The organism is Paenibacillus doosanensis, from assembly GCF_025060755.1.
Taxonomy (GTDB): Bacteria; Bacillota; Bacilli; order Paenibacillales; family NBRC-103111; genus Paenibacillus_S; species Paenibacillus_S doosanensis.
Map to the genome: position 1 here is coordinate 12506 of NZ_JANYUY010000012.1, position 19885 is coordinate 32390.

Below are 19885 nucleotides of genomic sequence, written 5' to 3' on the forward strand. Positions count from 1 at the left end.
TTCCAGTCGGGGCTCCGTAGCGGGCCGGAAGGCCGTTCAGATCCGCTGTCTTGCAGAGCCCAAACCGCCGGCGGCTGGGCGAAGCATGGAACTTTGCACGTGTTTCGAGCGTTTAATTTAACAGCGGATTATTTGATTGTAATGCATGACGGGAGGATATTACGGGAGGGGGCGGTTGGGATGGTTTTGCGCAAAGCGTCGGCTGCGGTCGGGGGAATCGCTTCGTTAACGGCGATGGTTCTCTGGTATATGCTTCATTATGCCAATCCGTATTCCGGCGATGCTCAGCCGGATGCGGTATGGATTACGTTTTTCATGCTGTTCGCGCCGGCAGTTATCGCACTCGTCGGGGTAACGATCAAGCAGCCGGTTTTGCTGGCGGCGGCTTTTGTCTGGTCGGCCCCGGTCAGCTTGTATTTGCTTATGACACCGGGAATTTTCGCTGTATACGGCCCGATTTCTTTCGCTTACTTGGCAAGCGCGCTGATGATGAGGCGGGGGGCCGCGTCTTCCCGGTAGCTTGCGCTGCCGCAATGGACCATCGCGCGTCAGCCAAGCAAATTCAAAATCCCATGATTCCCCTTATTCAGGGAGGAACCATGGGATTGATTATTTAACGTTAAAACCGGCTCGGAACGCGGGCGCTCCTCTTGGAAAGAACGGCGATAGACGCTTTTCTTATGCTTCGGATGCGCCTGCCAGCTTGCCGCTTTCGCCGGAGAACAGGCCGCTTGCCTCTGCCTCCGCGGTCGGCTCTTCGATACCGAACTGCTTCTCGCTCTTGGCGATGACGACGGTCGCAACGCTGTTGCCGATCAGGTTGGTGATCGCCCGCGCTTCGGACATGAAGCGGTCGACGCCGAGCAGGATCGCCATGCCTTCGATCGGTATTACATTGCCCGGCACTGCGGCGAGCGTAGCGGCCAGCGTGATGAAGCCGGAGCCGGTGACTCCCGCAGCCCCTTTGGAAGTAAGCATCAGCACGCCGAGCACGGTCAAAATTTGAATCCAGGAGAGCTCGATGCCGTAAGCTTGCGCGATGAACAGCGCGGCCATCGACAAATAAATTGAAGTGCCGTCGAGATTGAAGGAGTAGCCGGTCGGAACGACAAGGCCGACGACCGACTTGGAACAGCCGTATTTCTCCAGCCGCTGCATCAGACGGGGCAGCGCCGATTCCGACGAGGAGGTGCCGAGCACGAGTAAAATTTCTTCCTTAATGTATTTCAGCAGGTTGAAAATGCTGAAGCCGTATATTTTGGCAACGGCGCCGAGCACGATGACGACGAACAAGAACATCGTAATGTAAACCGAGCCCATCATTTTGCCCAGAGAGAACAAGGAGCCGATGCCGAACTTGCCGATCGTATAAGCCATGGCTCCGCCGGCCGCAAACGGGGAGATGCGCATGATGATGCCGACCAGACGGAAGAAAATTTCGTTCATTTTCTCGAAGAATGCAGTTACCGGCTTGGCCTTGTCGCCCATGCCGGCCATAGCGAGACCGAACAGCACGGAGAAGAACAGCACCGGAAGCATGTCGCCTTTCGCCAGGGCGCCGACGACGCTGTCGGGGATGACGCTGACGACAAAATCGACGAAGCCGTGCGGCGTTTCGGCGGCCTGCTTGGCGTATTTGGCGACGTCGGCGGCGTTCTTGCCGACATTGCTGATATCCATGCCGGCGCCGGGCTTGACCAGATACATAATGGCGATGCCGATAGCCATCGCGAACGTCGTTATGACCTCGAAGTAGATCAGCGCTTTGCCGCCGATCCGCCCGATTTTTTTCATATCGCCCATATTGGCGAAGCCGATGACGATCGTGAAGAAGACGATCGGCGCGATGATCATTTTGATCAGCTTGACGAAAATATCGCCGAGAACTTTAAGCTGAACGCCGAAGGACGGGAAAAACTGACCGATCAAAATACCGACGACGATGGCGAGCAGCACCTGCACGGTCAAGTTTTTAAAGTTGATTCGCATGGATGACCCCTCTTTTCTTCATATGGTTAGGTTGCCCGTTAACGGGTTATTTGAACAGTTTTGCCTGCGCCTGCAGCCGAATCCGGACGCGCCGTTTTGCGGGCGACGCCGCTGGCATAGGCCGCTTCGATCACGGCCTCGCGGACCCGCTCGACGACCGATTGGTTGAAAACGCTGGGAATGATGTAATATTCGCTGAGCTCTTCGTCGCTGACGACCGCTGCGATGGCTTTGGCCGCGGCCAGCTTCATTTCCTCCGTCACGCGGGAAGCGCGGCAGTCCAGCACGCCCCGGAAAATGCCGGGGAAACACAGCACGTTGTTGATTTGGTTCGGGTAGTCCGAACGCCCGGTCGCCATAACGCGGACATACGGCTCCGCCTCTTCGGGGGAAATCTCCGGCGTCGGATTGGCCATGGCGAAAACGATCGGATCGGCCGCCATGCGCTGAATATCTTGAACCTTCAGGACGCCGGGTCCCGACACCCCGATAAACACGTCGGCGCCGCGGATCACTTCGGACAGCGTGCCGCTTAAGCAGTCGGGATTCGTATGCTCGGCGTACCACTGCCAGGCTTCGTTCGGATACGTCTCGCCGCGGACGATAGCGCCGGCGCGGTCGACGCCGATAATGTTGCGGACGCCTGCGGCTATCAGCATCTTGGAGCAGGCGATGCCGGCAGCGCCGATGCCGCAGACGACCACCTTGCATTGCTCCAGCGACTTGCCGACGAGCTTGACCGCGTTAAGCAGCCCGGCGAGCAGGACGACGGCCGTGCCGTGCTGATCGTCGTGGAATACCGGAATATCCAGCTCCTCGATCAGCCGCCGTTCGATTTCGAAGCAGCGCGGAGAGGAAATATCCTCCAGATTAATGCCGCCGAAGGAAGGGGCGATCGCCTTGACCGCTGCGATGATTTCTTCGGTATTCTGCGTATCGAGGCAGATCGGAAACGCGTCGACGCCGGCGAATTGCTTGAACAATACGGCTTTGCCTTCCATGACGGGCATCGCGGCTTCCGGTCCGATATTGCCGAGGCCGAGTACGGCGGAGCCGTCCGATACGACCGCGATCGTATTGCGCTTGATCGTCAAGGAATGCGCGCGCGAAGGCTTCTCGTGGATGGCCATGCAAACCCGGGCGACGCCGGGAGTATAGACTCTGGAGAGGTCGTCGCGGTTTTTGATCGGCGTTTTCGGAATCGTTTCGAGCTTGCCGCCGATATGCAGCAGAAAGGTCTGGTCGGAGACATGAATGACCTTAACGCCGGGAACGGCGCCGACCGCCTTCACGATCAGGTCGGTATGCTTTTGGTCGTAGACGTTGACCGTGATATCGCGGACGGTCGTCGTTTTATCCGAGCGGCTGACGTCAATCGCGATAATATCTCCTCCCGTATCGCTGACGGCCGTGGCGATTTGGCCGAAGGAAGCGGTTTCTTTATCGAGTTCAAGACGCAAAATGATGCTGGTATGAGCGCCGGATGGAATGGACATGCGGATCACTTCCCCCAATGTTTATTTTCTGTAGGCTTATGTTATCGCTTACAAAACAATTTGTGAATCATTTGGCCATATTGGTGCTTTTGGTCATTTTGGTCGCGGAGGACGGGTATATTATTGTAGAGGATATGAGCTGACAGCGGCATGAAGAGATGGTAACGAGAAGAAATTGACATACCCTATGGGGGTATATTATAATCGGTGTAAAGGAGTGATACTTATGCAAACCATCACATTGAAAGTGGAAGGGATGTCCTGCAATCATTGCGTGAACTCCATCGAAGGGGCATTGAAAGAGCTTGGCGCGTCGGGCCATGTTAACCTTGGCGATAAATCGGTCACCGTTTCTTACGACGAGAACAAGCTGAACGAAGCGGCGATCAAAGAAGCGATCGAAGATCAGGGATATGACGTAAATTAACTGTTCTCTTTGTTCTTTAAACAGAGCTGCCGCCGCACGGGCAGCCGATATAAGGCGCGGGCCGGGAAGCGATTCCTAGGCTCGCGCTTTTTTGTTGTTTAGGAAATGATGCGCAGCAAGCAGCAATATCCTGTGGAAATCCGTGGGCTCCCCCGAAAGTAAAGTCTACCCTACCCATAGAACAATCCCAGAGGAAGGGTTAGAGGCCGATCCAGCCTAGGCTGGATGCGGACGGAATAAGCTTCAGAGCATCACGTCACTGTTGGGGGATTTGTTCTTGTCGGCAAGAGCAACAGCGAGCGCCGGCCCCGATCCTAATTCCCGTACCCAGTCCAAGTCCCCGGATGACGGCAGGGCCTTTACAATCGGGAGCGGTTGCTGTATTCTGGAATTGTTATCTCGTTATTTGAAACTATGTTTCATTAGTTGAAACTTATGTGGAGGGTGAGAGAATGGATATTAAGGAACAAGTGAAGCTTCAGTTCGGACCGAATGCCGCAAAATATGTGAACAGCCCGGGACATGCGTCCGGAGAAGATTTGCTGCTGTTGGCGGAATGGGTGCAAGCGGAGAACGGAGCGTCCGGGCTTGATATTGCGACCGGCGGCGGTCATGCGGCGCTGGTGCTGGCGGAGCATGTGCAGCAGGCGACGACGCTCGATTTGACGCCGCAAATGCTGCAGGAAGCGGAAGCCTTCCTGCGAAGCCGCGGCAAGGAGACGGTTCGCTATGTGCAGGGTGACGCCGAGAAGCTGCCCTTTGAAGCGGAAAGCTTCGATGTGGTTACCTGCCGGATCGCGGCGCATCATTTTCCCGATCCCGACGCCTTCGTCGGCGAGGCCGCTCGCGTACTGAAGCATGGCGGCAGCTTCATCCTGTTCGATAACATCGCTCCGGAGAGCGACGACGCGGATGCTCTGTACAATGAAGTAGAGAAGCGGCGCGATCCGAGCCATTACAGGGCGTGGAAGAAGACGGAGTGGATTCGGAGGGCGGAGCTTGCCGGTCTGCGCCTAGAGCAGCTTGTGCAAACGCGCAAAACGTTCGTTTTCGACCCGTGGTGCAGCCGAATGAATGTCTCCGAACCGGTGAAGCGGGAACTGGAAGCTTATATGCTGGGATGGGACGATCCGCTGCGGCGGCAGCTCGGCGTGAGCGAGGAAGAGGGCCGTGTCGTCTTTTTCCAAGGCGACTATATGATGCTGAAGACCAGGAAGATCCGCTAACCGCCGCTGCCGCGGGGTCCGGCTTATGAGCCGGCCGCTCGCCAGAGGCTAGGAGGATAACATATATTTATTGACCGGCCGGCCGACGCCGTATTGCAGGTCGATCCGCACCTTGCCGCTCTTCTCCAAATAATCGAGATAGCGGCGGGCGGTCACCCGGGCGATGCCTACGCCCTCGGCCACTTCTTCGGCGGAGAGCGGCTCGGGTTGGCCGGTCATATACTGGAGAATTTGCCGCATCGTTCCCGCCTGCAGCCCCTTCGGGAGCTGCTCCGGCGCTTGCTCGCCGCGATGGGCGAAGACGGCAGAATCTGCGGCCGACACAGGCGCGGTTTCGGGCGCGCGGCCGGCATGCCGCGACAGCATGCGGTCCAGCTCATGCTGCGATAAGGTGTCTGAGCTCGTCAGCCCCTGCTTCATTTGGCGGTAACGCTCCAAAGCTTGCTTGACCCGTTCGAATTTAAACGGTTTCATAATATAATCGACTGCGCCGTATTGCAGCATTCTCCCAATCGTTCTTTGGTCGTTGGCCGCGCTGATGATCATGATGTCGACAGGAAGCTGCTCGCGGCGTATTTGCGTTAGCGTCTCGATGCCGTCCTGCTGCGGCATATAAATATCGAGAATCGCCAGATCGGGCGCAAGCTCCCGGATTTTCGCCATCCCTTCGACACCGGTGCCGGCAATGCCGGCAATGCGAAAGCCGTCGACTTGCTCGACGAATTGCCGGTTCACTTCTTGCACCATCGGATCGTCCTCGATCAGCAGCACCTGGATTGGTTTGGATTGCATGAAAAATCGTTCCCCTCTTTATAGATTGGCCGGAGGCGGAGGCGGGAAGCCGCTCGGCGCGGGCGATTCGGGCAAGCCGTTTGACGCTTCCGCCGATTTCATCGGGAACGAGACGAGGAAGCTGGCCCCTTCGCCCGGCGCCGAATCGATGCGGATCGTGCCGTCCCCTTTGCGCAGGATACCCGCGATCAAGTAGAGCCCGATGCCCCGGCCGCTTGCGCCCTTCGTCGTAAAGCCCTGCTCGAATATGCGCTCCCGGACCGCAGGATCGATGCCTGTGCCGTTATCCTCGACGAGCACAGACAGCACTTCATCGTCCTGCTCGATGCTTACGACGATCCGTTTCTGCCTGCGCTGCAGCGGCTGCAGCGCGTCGAAAGCGTTCTCGATCAGGTTGCCGACCAGAACGACGATGTCGTGATGATCCAGCCGATCGGGAAACCGTTCAAGATGACTTTGCCGGTCGATCGCGACCGCGATGCCGAGCTCGCTGCCGCGGCTGATTTTGCCGAGCAGCAGCCCCGTAAGGCTGTCGTCCTTGAACCGTTCGCTCAAGAAGCGGGTCAGCTCTTCCTTTTGCTCCGTAATTTCGAACAAATAGTCGAGCGCTTTCTCCTTATTCCCGAGCTGGATCAGCCCGCCGATCGTATGAAGCTTGTTCATGTATTCATGGTTTTGCACGCGCAGCGCGTCGACGAACGCTTTGACGCCGGTCAATTCTTCGGCGATCTGCGTAACCTCCGTGCGGTCCTGGAAAATCGCCACCGCTCCGACCGTCTGAGCGTTTACTTTGATCGGTACGCGGTTGCTCCAAATGACCGTCGTGCCGAGCAGCAGCTCCTGATTGTAGATCGGATGGTTCAGCTCCAATATTTCCGGAAGCCGGGTATCGGGCAGGACGTCGCGGATCGGCCGGCCGATCACGTCCGGCTCCTCGTCGATTTTCATAATCTGCTTCGCCTTGTCGTTGAAAATCGTAATCCGTTCGTCTTTATCGATCGCGATCACGCCTTCATGCATCGCGTGAAACGTGGCGGTTCGCTCGACGAGCAGCCGGGCGATCTCATGCGGCTCCAGCTCGAACATCTGCTTCTTGATATGCTGGGCCAGCTTCCACGAGCACAGGATGCCGAACAGGAGCGACAGCAGCAAAATCACATAGGCTTGCCCGCTTAAGGTTTGCAGCACCTGCCCGATGCTCGGCAGCAGCTGCCCTACCAGCACGACGCCGATCTGCACGTGATCGGCGTTCATCACCGGCACGAGCGCGCGCAGAGCCGTGCCGAGCTCGCCCTTTGCCTTGGACACGTACGTGTGCTCGGCAAAGGCGGACCCTTCATCGGCACTGAGCGATACCGTGCCGATCTTATCGTCAACCGGGTGCGACAGCCTGACCCGGTTCATGTCCATCACAACGATGTAGGTGACGTCGTTGATGATGCGAATGCGCTCGGCGGCCTCCTGGATCGCCGGGTACTGCGAAGGGTCGCCGATGCCCCGCGCGACCTCCGGCAGCTGGGCGACCGTGCGCGCCGTGACGAGCAGCCGCCGGCCGAGCTCGGCTTCGCTTGAGCCGATGCTGGTGCCGACCAGCACCGTGCCGCCGATAAGGAGCGAGAACAGCACGATGCCGGACGACAGTATGGCGATCTTGGCATTGATTTTCAGACGCTGCAGCATTCGCTCTCCCATTTCCTCCCTCGGACGATATTTATCCTCATCATACAACAGGAAGGGCGGTTCGTTAAACTGCAAGTCCGATTTCGCTGCGGTTATTTGCTGCCGCCTTGACTGTTTCCGCCGCCGCTGCTGCCGCTTTGCCCCCCGCTTCCGGAGGACCCGGTCCCGGAGGAACCGCCGCCGCTTTTTTGCTGCCGGGATTTCTGAATTTTTTTGAGCTGCTCCTTATCCGCTTTGCGCAGCTTCTCGGATTCCTCGTATTCATGCTGCTTGAGCTGCTTATACATGTTCATCTGCTCTCTCAGCGCGTTATCGACCGGTTTCTTTTGTTCGTTGCTTTGCGCTTTGGGCTTGCCGCTTCCTTCGGCGCCTTTATTTTTGCTGCCGCAAGCGGCGGAAGAGGCGACAAGCAGAACGCAAAGTATACACAAGAGAAACGATTGATGCAGCGCGAGGCGACAAAAACGGCGGAGGCCGGCGGTTATACAATAAGGAAGAGGCTTCATGAACAACGAGCTCCTTTCATATTTCTAGCAGGTACGGTTAGTTTGTCCCTGAACTTGGCAGTTCATGATAGTGCGAAAAATTTTGATTTTTTGTATACAAATGAATACAATAGAATAGTCAGAATAAAATTGAGGAGGGATCAACCGTTATGGCGGAAACATACCGCAAATCCAAAATAGAACATTATCTTGATCGGTTGCTTATCCGCAAACAAGCGCTTATTAGACAGCTTGAGCTTAATGAGCTGGAGCAGTCGAAGGAGTTTATTCGTGGGCAGCTGTCGGCAACGGACATGATTATTTGGGAGATTGCGGTAGAATTTGATTTGACCGATCAACTCATTGAAGGAGGAAAAGGAAATGTCAGCGAACGTTGCGCCAAAAAGTCCGTCGGAACCCACTCTTCCTCAGCACTCCAAAATCACCCGGACGCAGATTCTTAAACGAGCGTTTTCCATGCTGATCGGGGCCGCCTTCGTCTCCGTAGGCCTGGAAATATTCCTGGTACCTAACAATATTATTGACGGCGGGGTCGTGGGCGTATCCATCATTATGTCCCACCTTACATCGCTGCCGCTTGGAATCTTCCTATTATTGCTCAACCTGCCTTTCCTGTTTCTCGGTTATAAGCAAATCGGCAAAACCTTTGCCGTCTCGACGCTGATCAGCGTACTCTTCATGTCTATCGGAACGTCGCTGCTGCATCCGGTTCCGCCTCTGACCATCGACCCGCTGCTTGCATCCGTTTTCGGAGGCATTATTCTGGGGATCGGGGTCGGCCTGGTCATCCGGTCGGGAGGTTCGCTGGACGGTACGGAAATCGTAGCTATTCTGCTTAATAAAAAGACGCCGTTTTCGGTCGGCGAGGTCGTCATGTTCTTCAACCTGTTCATCCTCGCCAGCGCAGGGTTCGTCTTCGGCTGGGATCATGCGATGTATTCTCTTATCGCCTATTTTATCGCCTACAAAATGATTGATATTACGATCGAAGGCTTCGACGAGTCGAAGTCGGTTTGGATTATTAGCGACAACTACAAAGAAATCGGAGACGCGCTGCTCAGTCGTTTGGGCCGCGGGGTTACTTATCTTAACGGTGAAGGCGGGTTTTCCGGTGGGGAAAAACGGGTTATCTTTTGTGTCATCACCCGTCTGGAAGAAGCCAAGCTGAAATCGATCGTAGAAGAGCATGACACGAGCGCCTTCCTGGCCATCGGCAACATTCACGACGTCAAGGGCGGACGGTTCAAGAAGAAGGACATTCACTAGACGCGCGGGGGCGTATGCGGCATGAAATCGTATCTGGGCATTGCGGCGATCGTCATTTTGGGGCTGATGACCGCGCTGATCGTAGGCTTCTATCCGACGGTTCTGCAAACGCCGGTCGTACGCGACGACGAGCAGCAAGGGCTCGATCAGCAAATCGTCATCAAGTTCAGCCATGTGGTTGCCGAGAATACGCCGAAGGGACTGGCGGCGCAGCAATTTGCGCAGCTGGTGAAGGAAAAGACGCATGATCGGGTGAAAGTCGAGGTTTACCCGAACGGGGTTCTGTTCTCCGAAGTCGATGAAATCCGCGCTTTGCAGCAGGGCAGCGTGCAGATGATCGCTCCTTCTTTTCCGAATTTGTCGGATTTGCTGCCGTCCTGGATGGCACTCGATTTGCCTTTCGCTTTTTTGAGCGAAGAGGCGGTGCAGGAGGCGTTCGACGGGAAAATCGGCCAGACGCTGCTCGATCAGCTGCAAACCGTCGATATGAAGGGCATGGCGTTCTGGGGCAACGGTTTTAAGCAAATGACCAGCAGCAAAGGCCCGATTATCCATCCTTCCGATTTGAAGGGACAGCATTTTCGAACGATGCGAAGCAAGCTTTTGGACGCGGAGTTTAGGATGTTTGATATGAGGACGACGGAGATGCCTTTTAATCAAGTATACCGGAACTACGAGAACGGAACTGTCGACGGAGGAGAGAATTCGATCTCTAACATTTATACGAAAAAGTTCTATCAAGTCCAAAAGTATATGACGATCAGCAACCACGGCTACCTGGGCTACGCGGTTTTAATGAACCGCTCCTTCTGGCAGAAGCTTCCTCGCGACGTGCAGCAGCAAATCGGGGAAGCGATGCAGGAGACGACGCAGTGGGCCAATCGGAATGCCGTTCTGATGAACGAGAAGCAGCTGGAGGAAATCCGGCGCGAGTCGCAGATGCAGATTTACACGCTGACGCCCGAGGAGCGGGCCGAATGGATGCGCGCTTGGGACCCGATTTATTCCCAATACGAATCGGCGATCGGGCCGGAGCTGATCAAGCAAATCCGGCAGCTGCAGCGAAAATACGGCGGATAACTCCCCCTGCTTGGTCGAGAGAGCGACGGAAGCATAGCTCTGGTGTTTGCCGGCGCGGCGGGCACGGGGCTTTTTCCCGTTCCCATGCAATTCGTATTGTTTTTAAAAATCAAGTTTTCTAATAGGAATAATAAGTATATTTGAATTGAAAACGATGAATGAATACGTTATAGTACGAATAGATTACCGAGTGTAAGAGAAGATGACATGAAGATAATGATTAGCGGGGGGAACCATGCGAAGATTGGAAGGCAAGCGTATAGCGATCACCGGGCCGAGAAAGGCGGCGGAGCTTAGCGTCATCGTGGAGAAGTTAGGCGGGATTCCGCTAGTGCGGCCGGCTCAGGGGACGGTGGCCGTAGAGAAGGAGCTGACCGAAGCGAAGATCAGACGGCTGATCGACGAAGGCGGCGATTGGATCATTTTCACTACGGGCGTCGGCGCGGAGATGCTGTATAAGACGGCCGAGGATATGGGAGAGGCGGACGCCTTCGTGGGCCGATTGAAGCGGATGAAGCTGGCGGTGCGAGGCTATAAAACGGTCAAATATTTAAAAACGCTAGGACTCGCTCCGACGGTGCGGGATGACGACGGGACGACGGGCGGCATCGTTCGCGCGCTGCAGCCTTACTCGATGCGCGGACAGCGGGTGGTTTTGCAGCTCTACGGCGATCACGCGCCGCGGCTTGTGAATTGGCTGGAGGAGCAGCAAGCCGATTATTACGAAATATTGCCTTACCGGCATGTGCCGCCGGAGCTGGATGTGGTGAACACGCTGCTGGCGGAAATAACTCAAGGTCAGGTCGATGCGGTCACCTTCACCAGCACGCCGCAGGTGCGCTTCCTGATGGCCTACGCCCGCGAAAACGGGCTTGAAGCGAAGCTGCTGGAGGCGTTCCGCACCTGTACGGTCGCCGTCGCCGTAGGCAAGGTAACGGCGGAAGCGCTGCGCGACGAGGGCATCGAGCGGGTCGTCGCGCCGGAGGAAGAGCGGATGGGCAGCATGATCGTGACGCTGGCCCAATATTACGAGCGATAGACGGTATTCATCGCCCCGGTTTGGTCTAGACTGCTCAGTATGGTATACTTTTCCTGTTTGAAGTTACCGTATCCTTTTTGAAAATCGGAGGCCTTATGAATACGATGTCAGTAGTGCAGCTGCGCGGCGTGACCAAACGGATCGGCTCGAAGACGATCGTCGATCATCTCTCCTTCGATGTGATGCCCGGGGAAGTATTCGGGTTTCTGGGGCCTAACGGCGCCGGAAAAACGACGACGATCCGGATGATGGTCGGGCTCATGTCGCTTACGGAAGGGGAAGTGCTGGTCAACGGTCTCGGCATTACCAAGCAATTCGAGCAAGCGATGATGCATATCGGCGCGATTGTAGAAAATCCCGAGTTTTATAAATTTATGACCGGTTATCAAAATTTGCAGCATTTCGCCCGAATGATTCCGGGAATTACGCCGGAAAGGCTGGATGAGGTCGTCGCTCTGGTCAAGCTGGAGCACCGTATCCACGACAAGGTAAAAACGTACTCGCTCGGCATGAGGCAGCGTCTTGGCGTCGCTCAGGCGATTTTGCACCGTCCGGCAGTGCTAATCCTCGATGAGCCGACGAACGGGCTCGATCCGGAAGGCATCCGCGAGCTGCGCGATTATTTGCGACGGCTGTCGCGGGAAGAGAACATCGCCGTCATCGTATCGAGCCATCTGCTCTCCGAGATGGAGCTGATGTGCGACCGCGTCGCCATCATCCAGAACGGAAAGCTGCTGGATGTCCGGTCCTTCAGGGAAACGCAGGATGGAGCTGGCGTTCTGGAAGTGCTGCTGGAGGTTGACCGGCTGGAAGCGGCGGCGCGGGCCGCAGCCTCAGTGGCCGGGGAAGGCAGCGTCCTCTACAGCGTCGCTTTATCGCAGCCTCCGGCGGAGCAATCCGTGCAGGGGCAGGACGCGGGCTCGCTCACCGTTCATCTGCGCGGACGCGAAGAGATAGCCGAGCTGAACGCGCGGCTGGTGGAGGCGGGCATTCGCGTCTACGGCATCCGGACGCAGAACAAATCGCTCGAAGAGCAATTCCTCGAAGTGACGAGGGGGAATCAAATTGTCTAACTTCTTGAGCCTTGTCCAGAACGAACAGATGAAAATATACAACCGCACCCGCACCTGGATCATGTTTGCCATCGTGCTGCTGGCCGTCGTTTTGATGGCTATTATGCTGAAGTACGTCATCGGCTCGGGCATGAATCATGCCTTCTCGTTCGTGGCGATGTGCACCAGCATGAGCTGGCTTGTGTTTTTGTTCTCGGTGATCGTAGCCGGAGACAGCGTCGCCTCGGAGTTTACATGGGGCACGATCAAGCTGCTTTTGATCCGCCCGGCGACCCGCAGCAAAATATTGGCGGCGAAATACGTTTCGGTCGTACTGCTGCTTGTGACGCTGCTGTTGTTTCTGCTAATCGTTTCCTATTTCGTCGGGCTGTTGTTTTTCGGCCTGAGCGGCCCGGTGGCGGAGCAGGACTCGTTTCCGAGAATGATCCAGACGTACGGGATCAAGTTCATCGATCTGTTGATGTATGTGACGCTCGCCTTTATGATTTCGGCCGCGTTCCGCAGCAGCTCCCTGGCTATCGGCTTGTCCATCTGCCTGATGTTTACGGCCAATACGATCGTGCTCGTGCTGGCTTCGCTCAAATACACTTGGGTGAAGTACATTTTATTCGCCAATACGGATTTGTCCCCGTATCTGCTTGGGGATAAGCCGCCGATAGCGGGAATGACGCTGGGCTTCTCGGTAACGATGCTCGTCCTTTACTGGATCGTGTTCTATGCCGTTTCCTGGCTTCTGTTTACGAAAAGAGACGTGGCGGGATAAACCGCCCAACCGGCGCAGCCGGAGAACCAAGCCGTAACGAACGGCCGGATCTCCGGCTGTTCGGCGTTCATACGGGAGAAAAGCGGACATTTTTCGGCGTCACGTTTCTTGTTTATTTGCAGCGGTTCTATAGTAAGATGCTTGTAAGACGAGCCTGCCGCGGGCAGGACTGCGAGCGTCGGTTCAGGCTGTTATTGAAGGAGCTGATCGATTTGGCCGGTTCGGGCAAAGAAGAAGGAAACGGACGTCTCATGACGGATAAAAGCACGCCGGGCCGCATACGGGGGGAGCTTCATGATAGATAAGGTGCTGTGGGTGTCCGCTCTGACCATGGTCATCCATGCGGTCGAAACGTTGTCTTACGGCATCCGGCTGGCCGGCGTAAGGACGGGCAAGCTGGCCGTCGCGCTGTCGCTGACGGGGATGATCGTACTGTTGTCGAGAACGTCGAACCTGATTCAAGGCCCGATGATGGGCGGGGTTATCGACGAGGCCAAGCGCAATCCGGGCATTTCGCTGGAAGCGCAGATGCATGTTATGATCGCGGGCGCTTCTATCGGCACGCTGCTCGCGATCCTCTTTTTTCCGACGGCGGTGCGCATCTCGGTCAAGCTGATCAGCCGCCTGGAAGAGACGGGCTCCCTGCCGCGGCTTGTCCGCGATTCGGTGTCCATCCGCAGTCTGAAGCGGGTCGGGAGCCAGTTCAAGCTGCCGACCTGGGCCATGCTGTCGAGGCTTCGCGTCGGCGGCGTTCCCAAACGGCTGCTATTGCTGAACATGCTGGTGACCGGATTTTATACCGTCGGAGTGCTGGCCGCGCTATATGCGTCGTTCCTGATGCCGGAGTACAGCACGGCGGCGTCCCAATCGTCGGGGCTTGTCAACGGAATCGCGACCATCTTAATGACGCTGCTGGTCGATCCTCAAGTCGCGCTGCTGACGGATCGAGCGATGAACGGGCAGGCCAGTATGGGATCGATCAATAAAATGTACGGCTGGCTGATGTTTTCGCGGTTTTGCGGAACGTGGCTGGCCCAGCTGCTGCTGGTGCCCTGCACGTTAATCATCCAATGGATAGTTCCCCTATTTGCTTGACATAGGCCTTAAGATGTGAAAGAATACCGCCCTCCGCTTGCCGGACGGCGGTATTCTTTATAGGAAGATGGACAAACTATCAGGAATATAAAGGTTTAATTGAGGCGGGTTTATAAAAAAGGAATATTGAATTTTATGTCGAATGTACTGATGGTAGTTATTTTATACTAGAGGAGAAACGCTTAGCCTATGATTGAATTTCAAAATGTTTCCAAGGTATATCCCAACGGGACGGTCGGTTTGAACAAGATCAACCTGAAGATTAACCCGGGGGATTTTGTTGTGATTGTGGGTTTATCGGGCGCGGGCAAGTCGACGCTGCTGCGTTCCATGAACCGTCTGCATGAAATAACCGATGGTCAAATATTGATTGACGGTAAGTCGATCACTGCGGCCAAAGGAGCGGAGCTGCGCCGGATGCGACGCGATATCGGGATGATCTTCCAAAGCTTCAACCTTGTCAAGCGCGTCTCCGTGCTGCGCAACGTCTTATCCGGACGCGTCGGCTATCACTCCACGCTGCGCACGATTCTCGGCTTGTTTCCGAAAGAAGACGTGGAGCTTTCATTGAAAGCGCTGGAGCGGGTCAATATCCGCGAGAAAGCTTACGCCCGCGCCGACGAGCTGTCCGGCGGGCAGCAGCAGCGGGTATCCATCGCGCGCGCTTTGGCCCAGGAAGCCAAGATCATTTTGGCGGACGAGCCGGTCGCTTCGCTCGATCCTCTGACGACCCGCCAGGTTATGGACGACCTGAAGCGGATCAATCAGGAGCTCGGCATCACGACGATAGTGAACCTTCACTTTATCGATTTGGCCCGAGAATATGCGACCCGGATTATCGGATTGCGCGCAGGCCAGCTCGTCTTCGACGGTCCGGTGTCCGAAGCGACGGACGCCAAATTCTCGGAAATCTACGGCCGTGAAATTAAGAAGGACGAGCTGCTTGGGGGGGAAGGCTGATGTCGTCATCCGGTCAAGGCAAGCAGCTGCCTCTCCAAAAGCCTTCGTCTTTGAAACCGACGCTGTCCGTCATTTTCGTGCTGGTGCTGCTGTTCGGCAGTGCACTCAGAACCGACGCCTCGCTTATGGAGCTTATCGAAGGCATACCGGAGATGGGCAAGCTGTTTCAGGAAATGTATCCGCCCGATTGGAGCTATCTCAGCACGGTGGTCGATCCGATGATAGAGACGATCCGGATGGCTATCATCGGTACGATCGTCGGATCGGTTCTGTCGATCCCGATTTCCTTCCTGGCGGCGCGTAACGTGACTCAGGTGCCGGTGCTTAGCGTATGCGCTCGCTTTATCCTGAATTTGGTCCGCACGATTCCCGATCTGATGTATGCCGGCGTTTTTGCGGCGATCGTCGGATACGGCATGCTGGCGGGTACGATAGCGCTTGCCTTTTTCTCGTTCGGGCTTGTGTCCAAGCTGACCTATGAATCCATCGAATCGATCGACCCTGGCCCGCTGGAGGCGATGACCGCAGTCGGCGCCAACAAGCTGCAGTGGATTAACTTCGGCGTCGTGCCGCAAGTTACCGCGCAATTCGCCGCTTACGTGCTGTATACGTTTGAGGTGAACGTTCGCGCCGCGACGATACTGGGTTTCGTCGGCGCAGGGGGCATCGGTTTGATTTTGCAGCGGACGCTGGACCGGCTGCGTTACGATCAGGCCGCAACGATCATTATCATTACGCTGATCGTCGTGCTCATTATCGATTATGTCAGTACTAAGTTACGGGAGAAGCTGCTATGATGTCAGATTCGGTTAAAAACAATGTCGGAGCCCGGATTCGGCTGTGGTCGATTTGGGTTGTTGTCCTGATTATTTTGGTCTGGGCGTTCACCGGAGTCGAATATTCCGGAATTATGGCCACGGCGGGCGAAGTGTCCAGGTCGATTGTGCGCGGATTGTTCCATCCGGACTGGGGCTACGTCTACTTGCCCGAAGGGGAAGATTTGCTGCGCGGCCTGCTCGATACGATGGCGATTGCCGTACTCGGTACGTTTATCTCCGCGGTGCTCTGTATTCCGTTTGCGTTCTGGGCCGCGACTGCCAAAGGCAAAGCGCGCTGGGCGACGGGCAGCGGTAAATTCGTGCTCAGCCTGATCCGTACCTTTCCCGAGGTCGTGATGGCGATCATTTTCATCAAAGCGGTCGGTCCCGGCTCCTATGCGGGGGCGCTCGCGCTCGGCGTGCATTCCATCGGGATGCTCGGCAAGCTGTATTCCGAAGCGATCGAGAATTTGGACCGCGGTCCGACGGAGGCTCTCGTGGCCTGCGGAGCAAACAAGCTGCAAACGCTGTGGTTTGCCGTCATTCCCCAAGTGCTGCCGGACTTTTTTTCCTTCGCGTTATACCGCTTTGAAATTAACATCCGTTCGGCGGCGATTCTCGGTGTTATCGGCGCGGGCGGTATCGGTACGCCGCTCATCTTCGCGCTGGACGCGCGGAGCTGGTCGAGGGTCGGGATTATTCTTCTCGGCGTTATCGTGATGGTTACGATTATTGATATCATCTCCGGATATATCCGCAAGCGGCTCGTGTAAAAAAGACAAAAAAATAGCGGGGCAGGATTCGATCCTGCTCCGCTTTTTGCTGCATACATAGAATTTTGAGGGTGTTTGTTTCTTATTTGCCGCCCATTTGTTTGTTGGCGTCACGTACGACGTCGAATTTGCTGTCGTCGGAAGTCGTGTAGCCGCGGTGGGAGTATACGTCATAAATAATTTGTTGACCTTGAGGGTCTTTGCCGATAGCAATGAACGCGTCGGCGATTTTTTTGCGCCATTCAGGGTCCATGTCGGTACGAACGCTGATCGTATCGTTCGGAATCGGAGCGGTGAAGAACAGTACGCGCGTTTTCGAGAATACGTCCGGAACGTCCTTCATTACCGTCGTGCGCGCATCCTGGAAGATCGCAGCAGCGTCGACTTCGCCGTTCAGTACGGCCAGAACGCCTTTGTCATGCCCTTTGACCGTGATTCCTTTAACGTCTTTATCGGGATCGACGCCGTTCTTCTTCATTTCAAGACCTGGGTATATGTAGCCTGCGGAAGAAGTAACGTCCTGCCAAGCGACTTTCTTGCCTTTCAAGTCTGCGATCGTTTTGATCGGCGAATCATTTTTTACGATAATCATCGATTTATAGGAATCGACCAGCTTAGTTTTATCTTCTTGACCCGTTGCATCGTCAACGCCGTAACGTTGAGCTTGCAGCAAGAGATCCGCGGCTTTCTTATCGTCATGAGCCATCACGTAGCCTGTAGGAGGCAGGAAGCCGATGTCGACTTTTTTGGAAGCCATAGCTTCGATGATCGTATTGTAGTTCGTCGAGATGGATACTTTGACCGGAATACCCAGTCTGTCGCTGAGCAGCTTTTCAAGCGGCTTGGCCTTGGCTTCGAGCGTTTCCGCGCTTTGCGAAGGCACGAATTGTACTGTCAGCTCCTTAGGAACGTAGCCTTGCGCTGTTTCTGTTTTTTTGTCAGCAGGAGCTGGCGTCCCGGACGGAGTAGCCGCCTCTTTCTTCGCACAGCCAGCCGCAATTCCCGCGGACAGCAGGAGCGATAAGCTGATTGCTGCAACCTTTTTCAACATAAATTTTTGACCTCCTGTTAATTATGGTTTCGAATCCAACATCTACTATAGCACAATATACCCAGATGGACAGTAAAAAAATTATTAACCTGGCCTCTTCGATATCAAAAAAATGTTAAGACCCGTCGCAATTGCTCGATCCCGCATCTTTTTGGTATAGTGAGAACAAATCTCTTTTGTGAAAAGAGGAATTTGGAGATACGGAGCTGATTCGAACGTATGAATAACGAGCAAAGCTGTCATGTGATTATACTGGAAACAAGCGATCTTCATGGGACTATGTTGCCCATTCAATATGCAAATAATGAGCCGACTTCCACGGGTTTGGCCAAAATCGCTTCGCTGATCGAAAAAGAGCGCCGCAGGAACGAACATGTCGTCTATATCGATAACGGCGACCTGATTCAAGGAACGCCGCTGGCGTACCATCATGCCAAGCTGAACGGGGAGGCGCCGAATCCGATGATCGGCTGCTTGAACCTGATCGGCTGCGATGCGGCAGTCATCGGCAATCATGAATTCAACTACGGCCTGGAGCTGCTGCAGAAAGCGGCGAAGGAATCGAATTTTCCGTGGTTGAGCGCGAATATTGTCGATGCCGCAAGCGGCGAGCCATTTTTTGGGAAGCCGTACCGCATAATTGAATTGACGAACGGAGTCAAGATCGCCGTGCTGGGGCTGACGACGCAGTATATTCCGAATTGGGAAAAGCCGGAGCATATCGCGGGACTGCGGTTCGAGAACGTTCTCGACACGGCGCGCGAATGGGTCGGCCGAATCCGCCGCGAGGAGCAGCCGGACGTGATGATCGTCTCTTACCACGGCGGTTTCGAGCGGGATATGGCGACCGGAGAGCCGACGGAACCGTTGACCGGGGAAAATCTCGGGTATGCGCTATGCCGGGAAACGGAAGGAATCGACGTGCTGCTGACCGGGCATCAGCATCGGACGATCGCCGATTGCCGCATTAACGGAGTGACCGTCATTCAGCCGGGCAGTCAAGGGACGTATCTCGGCAAAGTCGAGCTGCGCCTGGAGAAACGGGAAGGCCGGTGGACGATCGCGGACGCGTCGTCGGAGCTGCTGCCTCCGGGTGAAGAGGAAGCCGTGAAGGCGATTCTGGAGCTGGTCGAGCCTCACGAGAAGCTGACGCAGCAATGGCTTGATCAGCCGATCGGCAAGCTGCTCGGCGATATGCGCGTGACCGACCCGATGGGGGTCAGACTGAAGGAGCATCCGTTGATCGAGTTCATTAACAAGGTGCAGATGGAGCTGTCCGGTGCGCCGATCTCCAACACCGCTTTGTTCGATAATATATCTCCGGGTTTTCCCCCGGACATTACGATGCGGGATATCGTCTCCAACTACATTTATCCGAATACGCTGCAGGTGATCCGCATCAGCGGTCAAGACATCAAGGACGCTTTGGAGCGGTCTGCTTCTTATTTTGCCCGCTATGACGGAGGAGAGGTTAAGGTGAACCCCGCCTTCAGCGAGCCGAAGCCGCAGCATTATAACTATGACATGTGGGAAGGCATCGAATACAAGCTGAACATCTCCCGTCCCGAGGGCGAGCGCGTGGTGCTGCTGAATTACGGGGGTAAACCGCTGGACATGAACGCCGAGTACGATGTCGTTATGAACAATTACCGCGCGGCCGGCGGAGGCAATTATACGATGTTCCAGGGCAAGCCGGTCGTACGCGATATTCCGACGGATATGGCCGAGCTGCTGGCCACCTATATTATGGAGAAGGGCACGATCGAAGCGTCCTTGAATGCGAACTGGGAAGTCGTCTGGGACGAAGCTTAGCGGCGCTTGGAAGAGCGAATGGCCGCCTGTGCGGACGTG

21 protein-coding genes are annotated in these 19885 nt (G+C 55.6%); 15 read left to right on the top strand and 6 right to left on the bottom strand.

Features of this window, described 5'->3' with window-relative positions:
• Positions 1 to 180: 180 nt before the first annotated feature.
• Entirely contained in the window at positions 181 to 519 is a 339-nt protein-coding gene (locus N0M98_RS11180) for a hypothetical protein (RefSeq protein ID WP_249861485.1), read from the top strand.
• Between the two features lie 159 nt (positions 520 to 678).
• On the opposite strand, the gene N0M98_RS11185 is transcribed toward N0M98_RS11180, so the two are convergent.
• Positions 679 to 1989 (bottom strand): dicarboxylate/amino acid:cation symporter, encoded by a 1311-nt coding sequence (locus tag N0M98_RS11185; RefSeq protein ID WP_259617922.1) that lies wholly within the window; start codon positions 1987 to 1989, stop codon positions 679 to 681.
• A gap of 38 nt (positions 1990 to 2027) precedes the next feature.
• On the bottom strand, positions 2028 to 3485 hold the full coding sequence (locus tag N0M98_RS11190) for an NAD-dependent malic enzyme (RefSeq protein WP_259617923.1): 1458 nt from the start codon (positions 3483 to 3485) through the stop codon (positions 2028 to 2030).
• Positions 3486 to 3711: 226 nt separating this feature from the next.
• Here N0M98_RS11190 and N0M98_RS11195 point away from each other — a divergent pair, with 226 nt between their 5' ends.
• Both N0M98_RS11195 and N0M98_RS11200 read left to right on the top strand, forming a co-directional pair.
• Positions 3712 to 3912: a copper ion binding protein gene (locus tag N0M98_RS11195; protein ID WP_249861488.1), complete on the top strand. Its 201-nt coding sequence runs from the start codon at positions 3712 to 3714 to the stop codon at positions 3910 to 3912.
• A 452-nt stretch (positions 3913 to 4364) separates the two neighbouring features.
• Positions 4365 to 5138, top strand: a complete 774-nt coding sequence (locus tag N0M98_RS11200) for a class I SAM-dependent methyltransferase (protein WP_259617924.1) — start codon at positions 4365 to 4367, stop codon at positions 5136 to 5138.
• Positions 5139 to 5186: 48 nt separating this feature from the next.
• Here the strand turns inward: N0M98_RS11200 and N0M98_RS11205 are convergent, their stop codons facing one another.
• The 3 genes from N0M98_RS11205 to N0M98_RS11215 all read right to left on the bottom strand — a co-directional run bounded on the left by N0M98_RS11205 (position 5187) and on the right by N0M98_RS11215 (position 8116).
• Positions 5187 to 5930, bottom strand: a complete 744-nt coding sequence (locus N0M98_RS11205) for a response regulator (RefSeq protein WP_259617925.1) — start codon at positions 5928 to 5930, stop codon at positions 5187 to 5189.
• Between the two features lie 18 nt (positions 5931 to 5948).
• Positions 5949 to 7610, bottom strand: a complete 1662-nt coding sequence (locus N0M98_RS11210) for an ATP-binding protein (protein WP_259617954.1) — start codon at positions 7608 to 7610, stop codon at positions 5949 to 5951.
• A gap of 92 nt (positions 7611 to 7702) precedes the next feature.
• Positions 7703 to 8116 carry a hypothetical protein gene (locus tag N0M98_RS11215; protein WP_259617926.1) on the bottom strand — a complete coding sequence of 138 codons (414 nt, stop codon included), beginning with the start codon at positions 8114 to 8116 and terminating at the stop codon, positions 7703 to 7705.
• Between the two features lie 149 nt (positions 8117 to 8265).
• On the opposite strand from N0M98_RS11215, the gene N0M98_RS11220 reads away from it, so the two are divergent.
• The 11 genes from N0M98_RS11220 (at position 8266) to phnE (N0M98_RS11270) (ending at position 16983) form a co-directional block, all read left to right on the top strand.
• The gene (locus tag N0M98_RS11220; protein WP_249861492.1) at positions 8266 to 8559 is read left to right on the top strand and encodes a hypothetical protein; all 294 of its coding nucleotides are present in this window, start codon (positions 8266 to 8268) and stop codon (positions 8557 to 8559) included.
• Between the two features lie 13 nt (positions 8560 to 8572).
• Positions 8573 to 9382, top strand: coding sequence for a YitT family protein (locus tag N0M98_RS11225; protein ID WP_259617927.1), 810 nt, complete (start codon positions 8573 to 8575; stop codon positions 9380 to 9382).
• Between the two features lie 21 nt (positions 9383 to 9403).
• A complete protein-coding gene (locus N0M98_RS11230) occupies positions 9404 to 10462 on the top strand; it encodes a DctP family TRAP transporter solute-binding subunit (protein WP_259617928.1) in 1059 nt (352 codons plus the stop codon).
• A gap of 235 nt (positions 10463 to 10697) precedes the next feature.
• A complete protein-coding gene (locus tag N0M98_RS11235) occupies positions 10698 to 11501 on the top strand; it encodes a uroporphyrinogen-III synthase (protein WP_259617929.1) in 804 nt (267 codons plus the stop codon).
• A gap of 95 nt (positions 11502 to 11596) precedes the next feature.
• Positions 11597 to 12574 (top strand): ABC transporter ATP-binding protein, encoded by a 978-nt coding sequence (locus tag N0M98_RS11240; protein ID WP_249861496.1) that lies wholly within the window; start codon positions 11597 to 11599, stop codon positions 12572 to 12574.
• Positions 12567 to 13337: an ABC transporter permease gene (locus tag N0M98_RS11245; protein ID WP_249861497.1), complete on the top strand. Its 771-nt coding sequence runs from the start codon at positions 12567 to 12569 to the stop codon at positions 13335 to 13337. The genes N0M98_RS11240 and N0M98_RS11245 overlap by 8 nt, the downstream gene beginning before the upstream one ends.
• Positions 13338 to 13474: 137 nt before the next feature.
• A complete protein-coding gene (locus tag N0M98_RS11250; protein ID WP_249861498.1) occupies positions 13475 to 13642 on the top strand; it encodes a hypothetical protein in 168 nt (55 codons plus the stop codon).
• Positions 13632 to 14432: a lipid II flippase Amj family protein gene (locus tag N0M98_RS11255; protein WP_249861499.1), complete on the top strand. Its 801-nt coding sequence runs from the start codon at positions 13632 to 13634 to the stop codon at positions 14430 to 14432. The genes N0M98_RS11250 and N0M98_RS11255 overlap by 11 nt, the downstream gene beginning before the upstream one ends.
• A 189-nt stretch (positions 14433 to 14621) precedes the next feature.
• A complete protein-coding gene (gene phnC, locus N0M98_RS11260) occupies positions 14622 to 15392 on the top strand; it encodes a phosphonate ABC transporter ATP-binding protein (RefSeq protein WP_259617930.1) in 771 nt (256 codons plus the stop codon).
• Positions 15392 to 16189, top strand: coding sequence for a phosphonate ABC transporter, permease protein PhnE (gene phnE / locus N0M98_RS11265; protein ID WP_249861500.1), 798 nt, complete (start codon positions 15392 to 15394; stop codon positions 16187 to 16189). The genes phnC and phnE (N0M98_RS11265) overlap by 1 nt, the downstream gene beginning before the upstream one ends.
• Complete coding sequence (gene phnE, locus N0M98_RS11270) at positions 16189 to 16983, top strand: phosphonate ABC transporter, permease protein PhnE (RefSeq protein WP_510823290.1); 795 nt, start codon at positions 16189 to 16191, stop codon at positions 16981 to 16983. The genes phnE (N0M98_RS11265) and phnE (N0M98_RS11270) overlap by 1 nt, the downstream gene beginning before the upstream one ends.
• Positions 16984 to 17065: 82 nt before the next feature.
• Here phnE (N0M98_RS11270) and N0M98_RS11275 read toward each other — a convergent pair whose 3' ends face one another.
• On the bottom strand, positions 17066 to 18034 hold the full coding sequence (locus N0M98_RS11275; RefSeq protein ID WP_249861502.1) for a phosphate/phosphite/phosphonate ABC transporter substrate-binding protein: 969 nt from the start codon (positions 18032 to 18034) through the stop codon (positions 17066 to 17068).
• 219 nt (positions 18035 to 18253) lie between these two features.
• On the opposite strand from N0M98_RS11275, the gene N0M98_RS11280 reads away from it, so the two are divergent.
• Positions 18254 to 19846, top strand: a complete 1593-nt coding sequence (locus tag N0M98_RS11280) for a bifunctional metallophosphatase/5'-nucleotidase (RefSeq protein ID WP_259617932.1) — start codon at positions 18254 to 18256, stop codon at positions 19844 to 19846.
• The last annotated feature ends 39 nt before the right edge of the window (positions 19847 to 19885 follow it).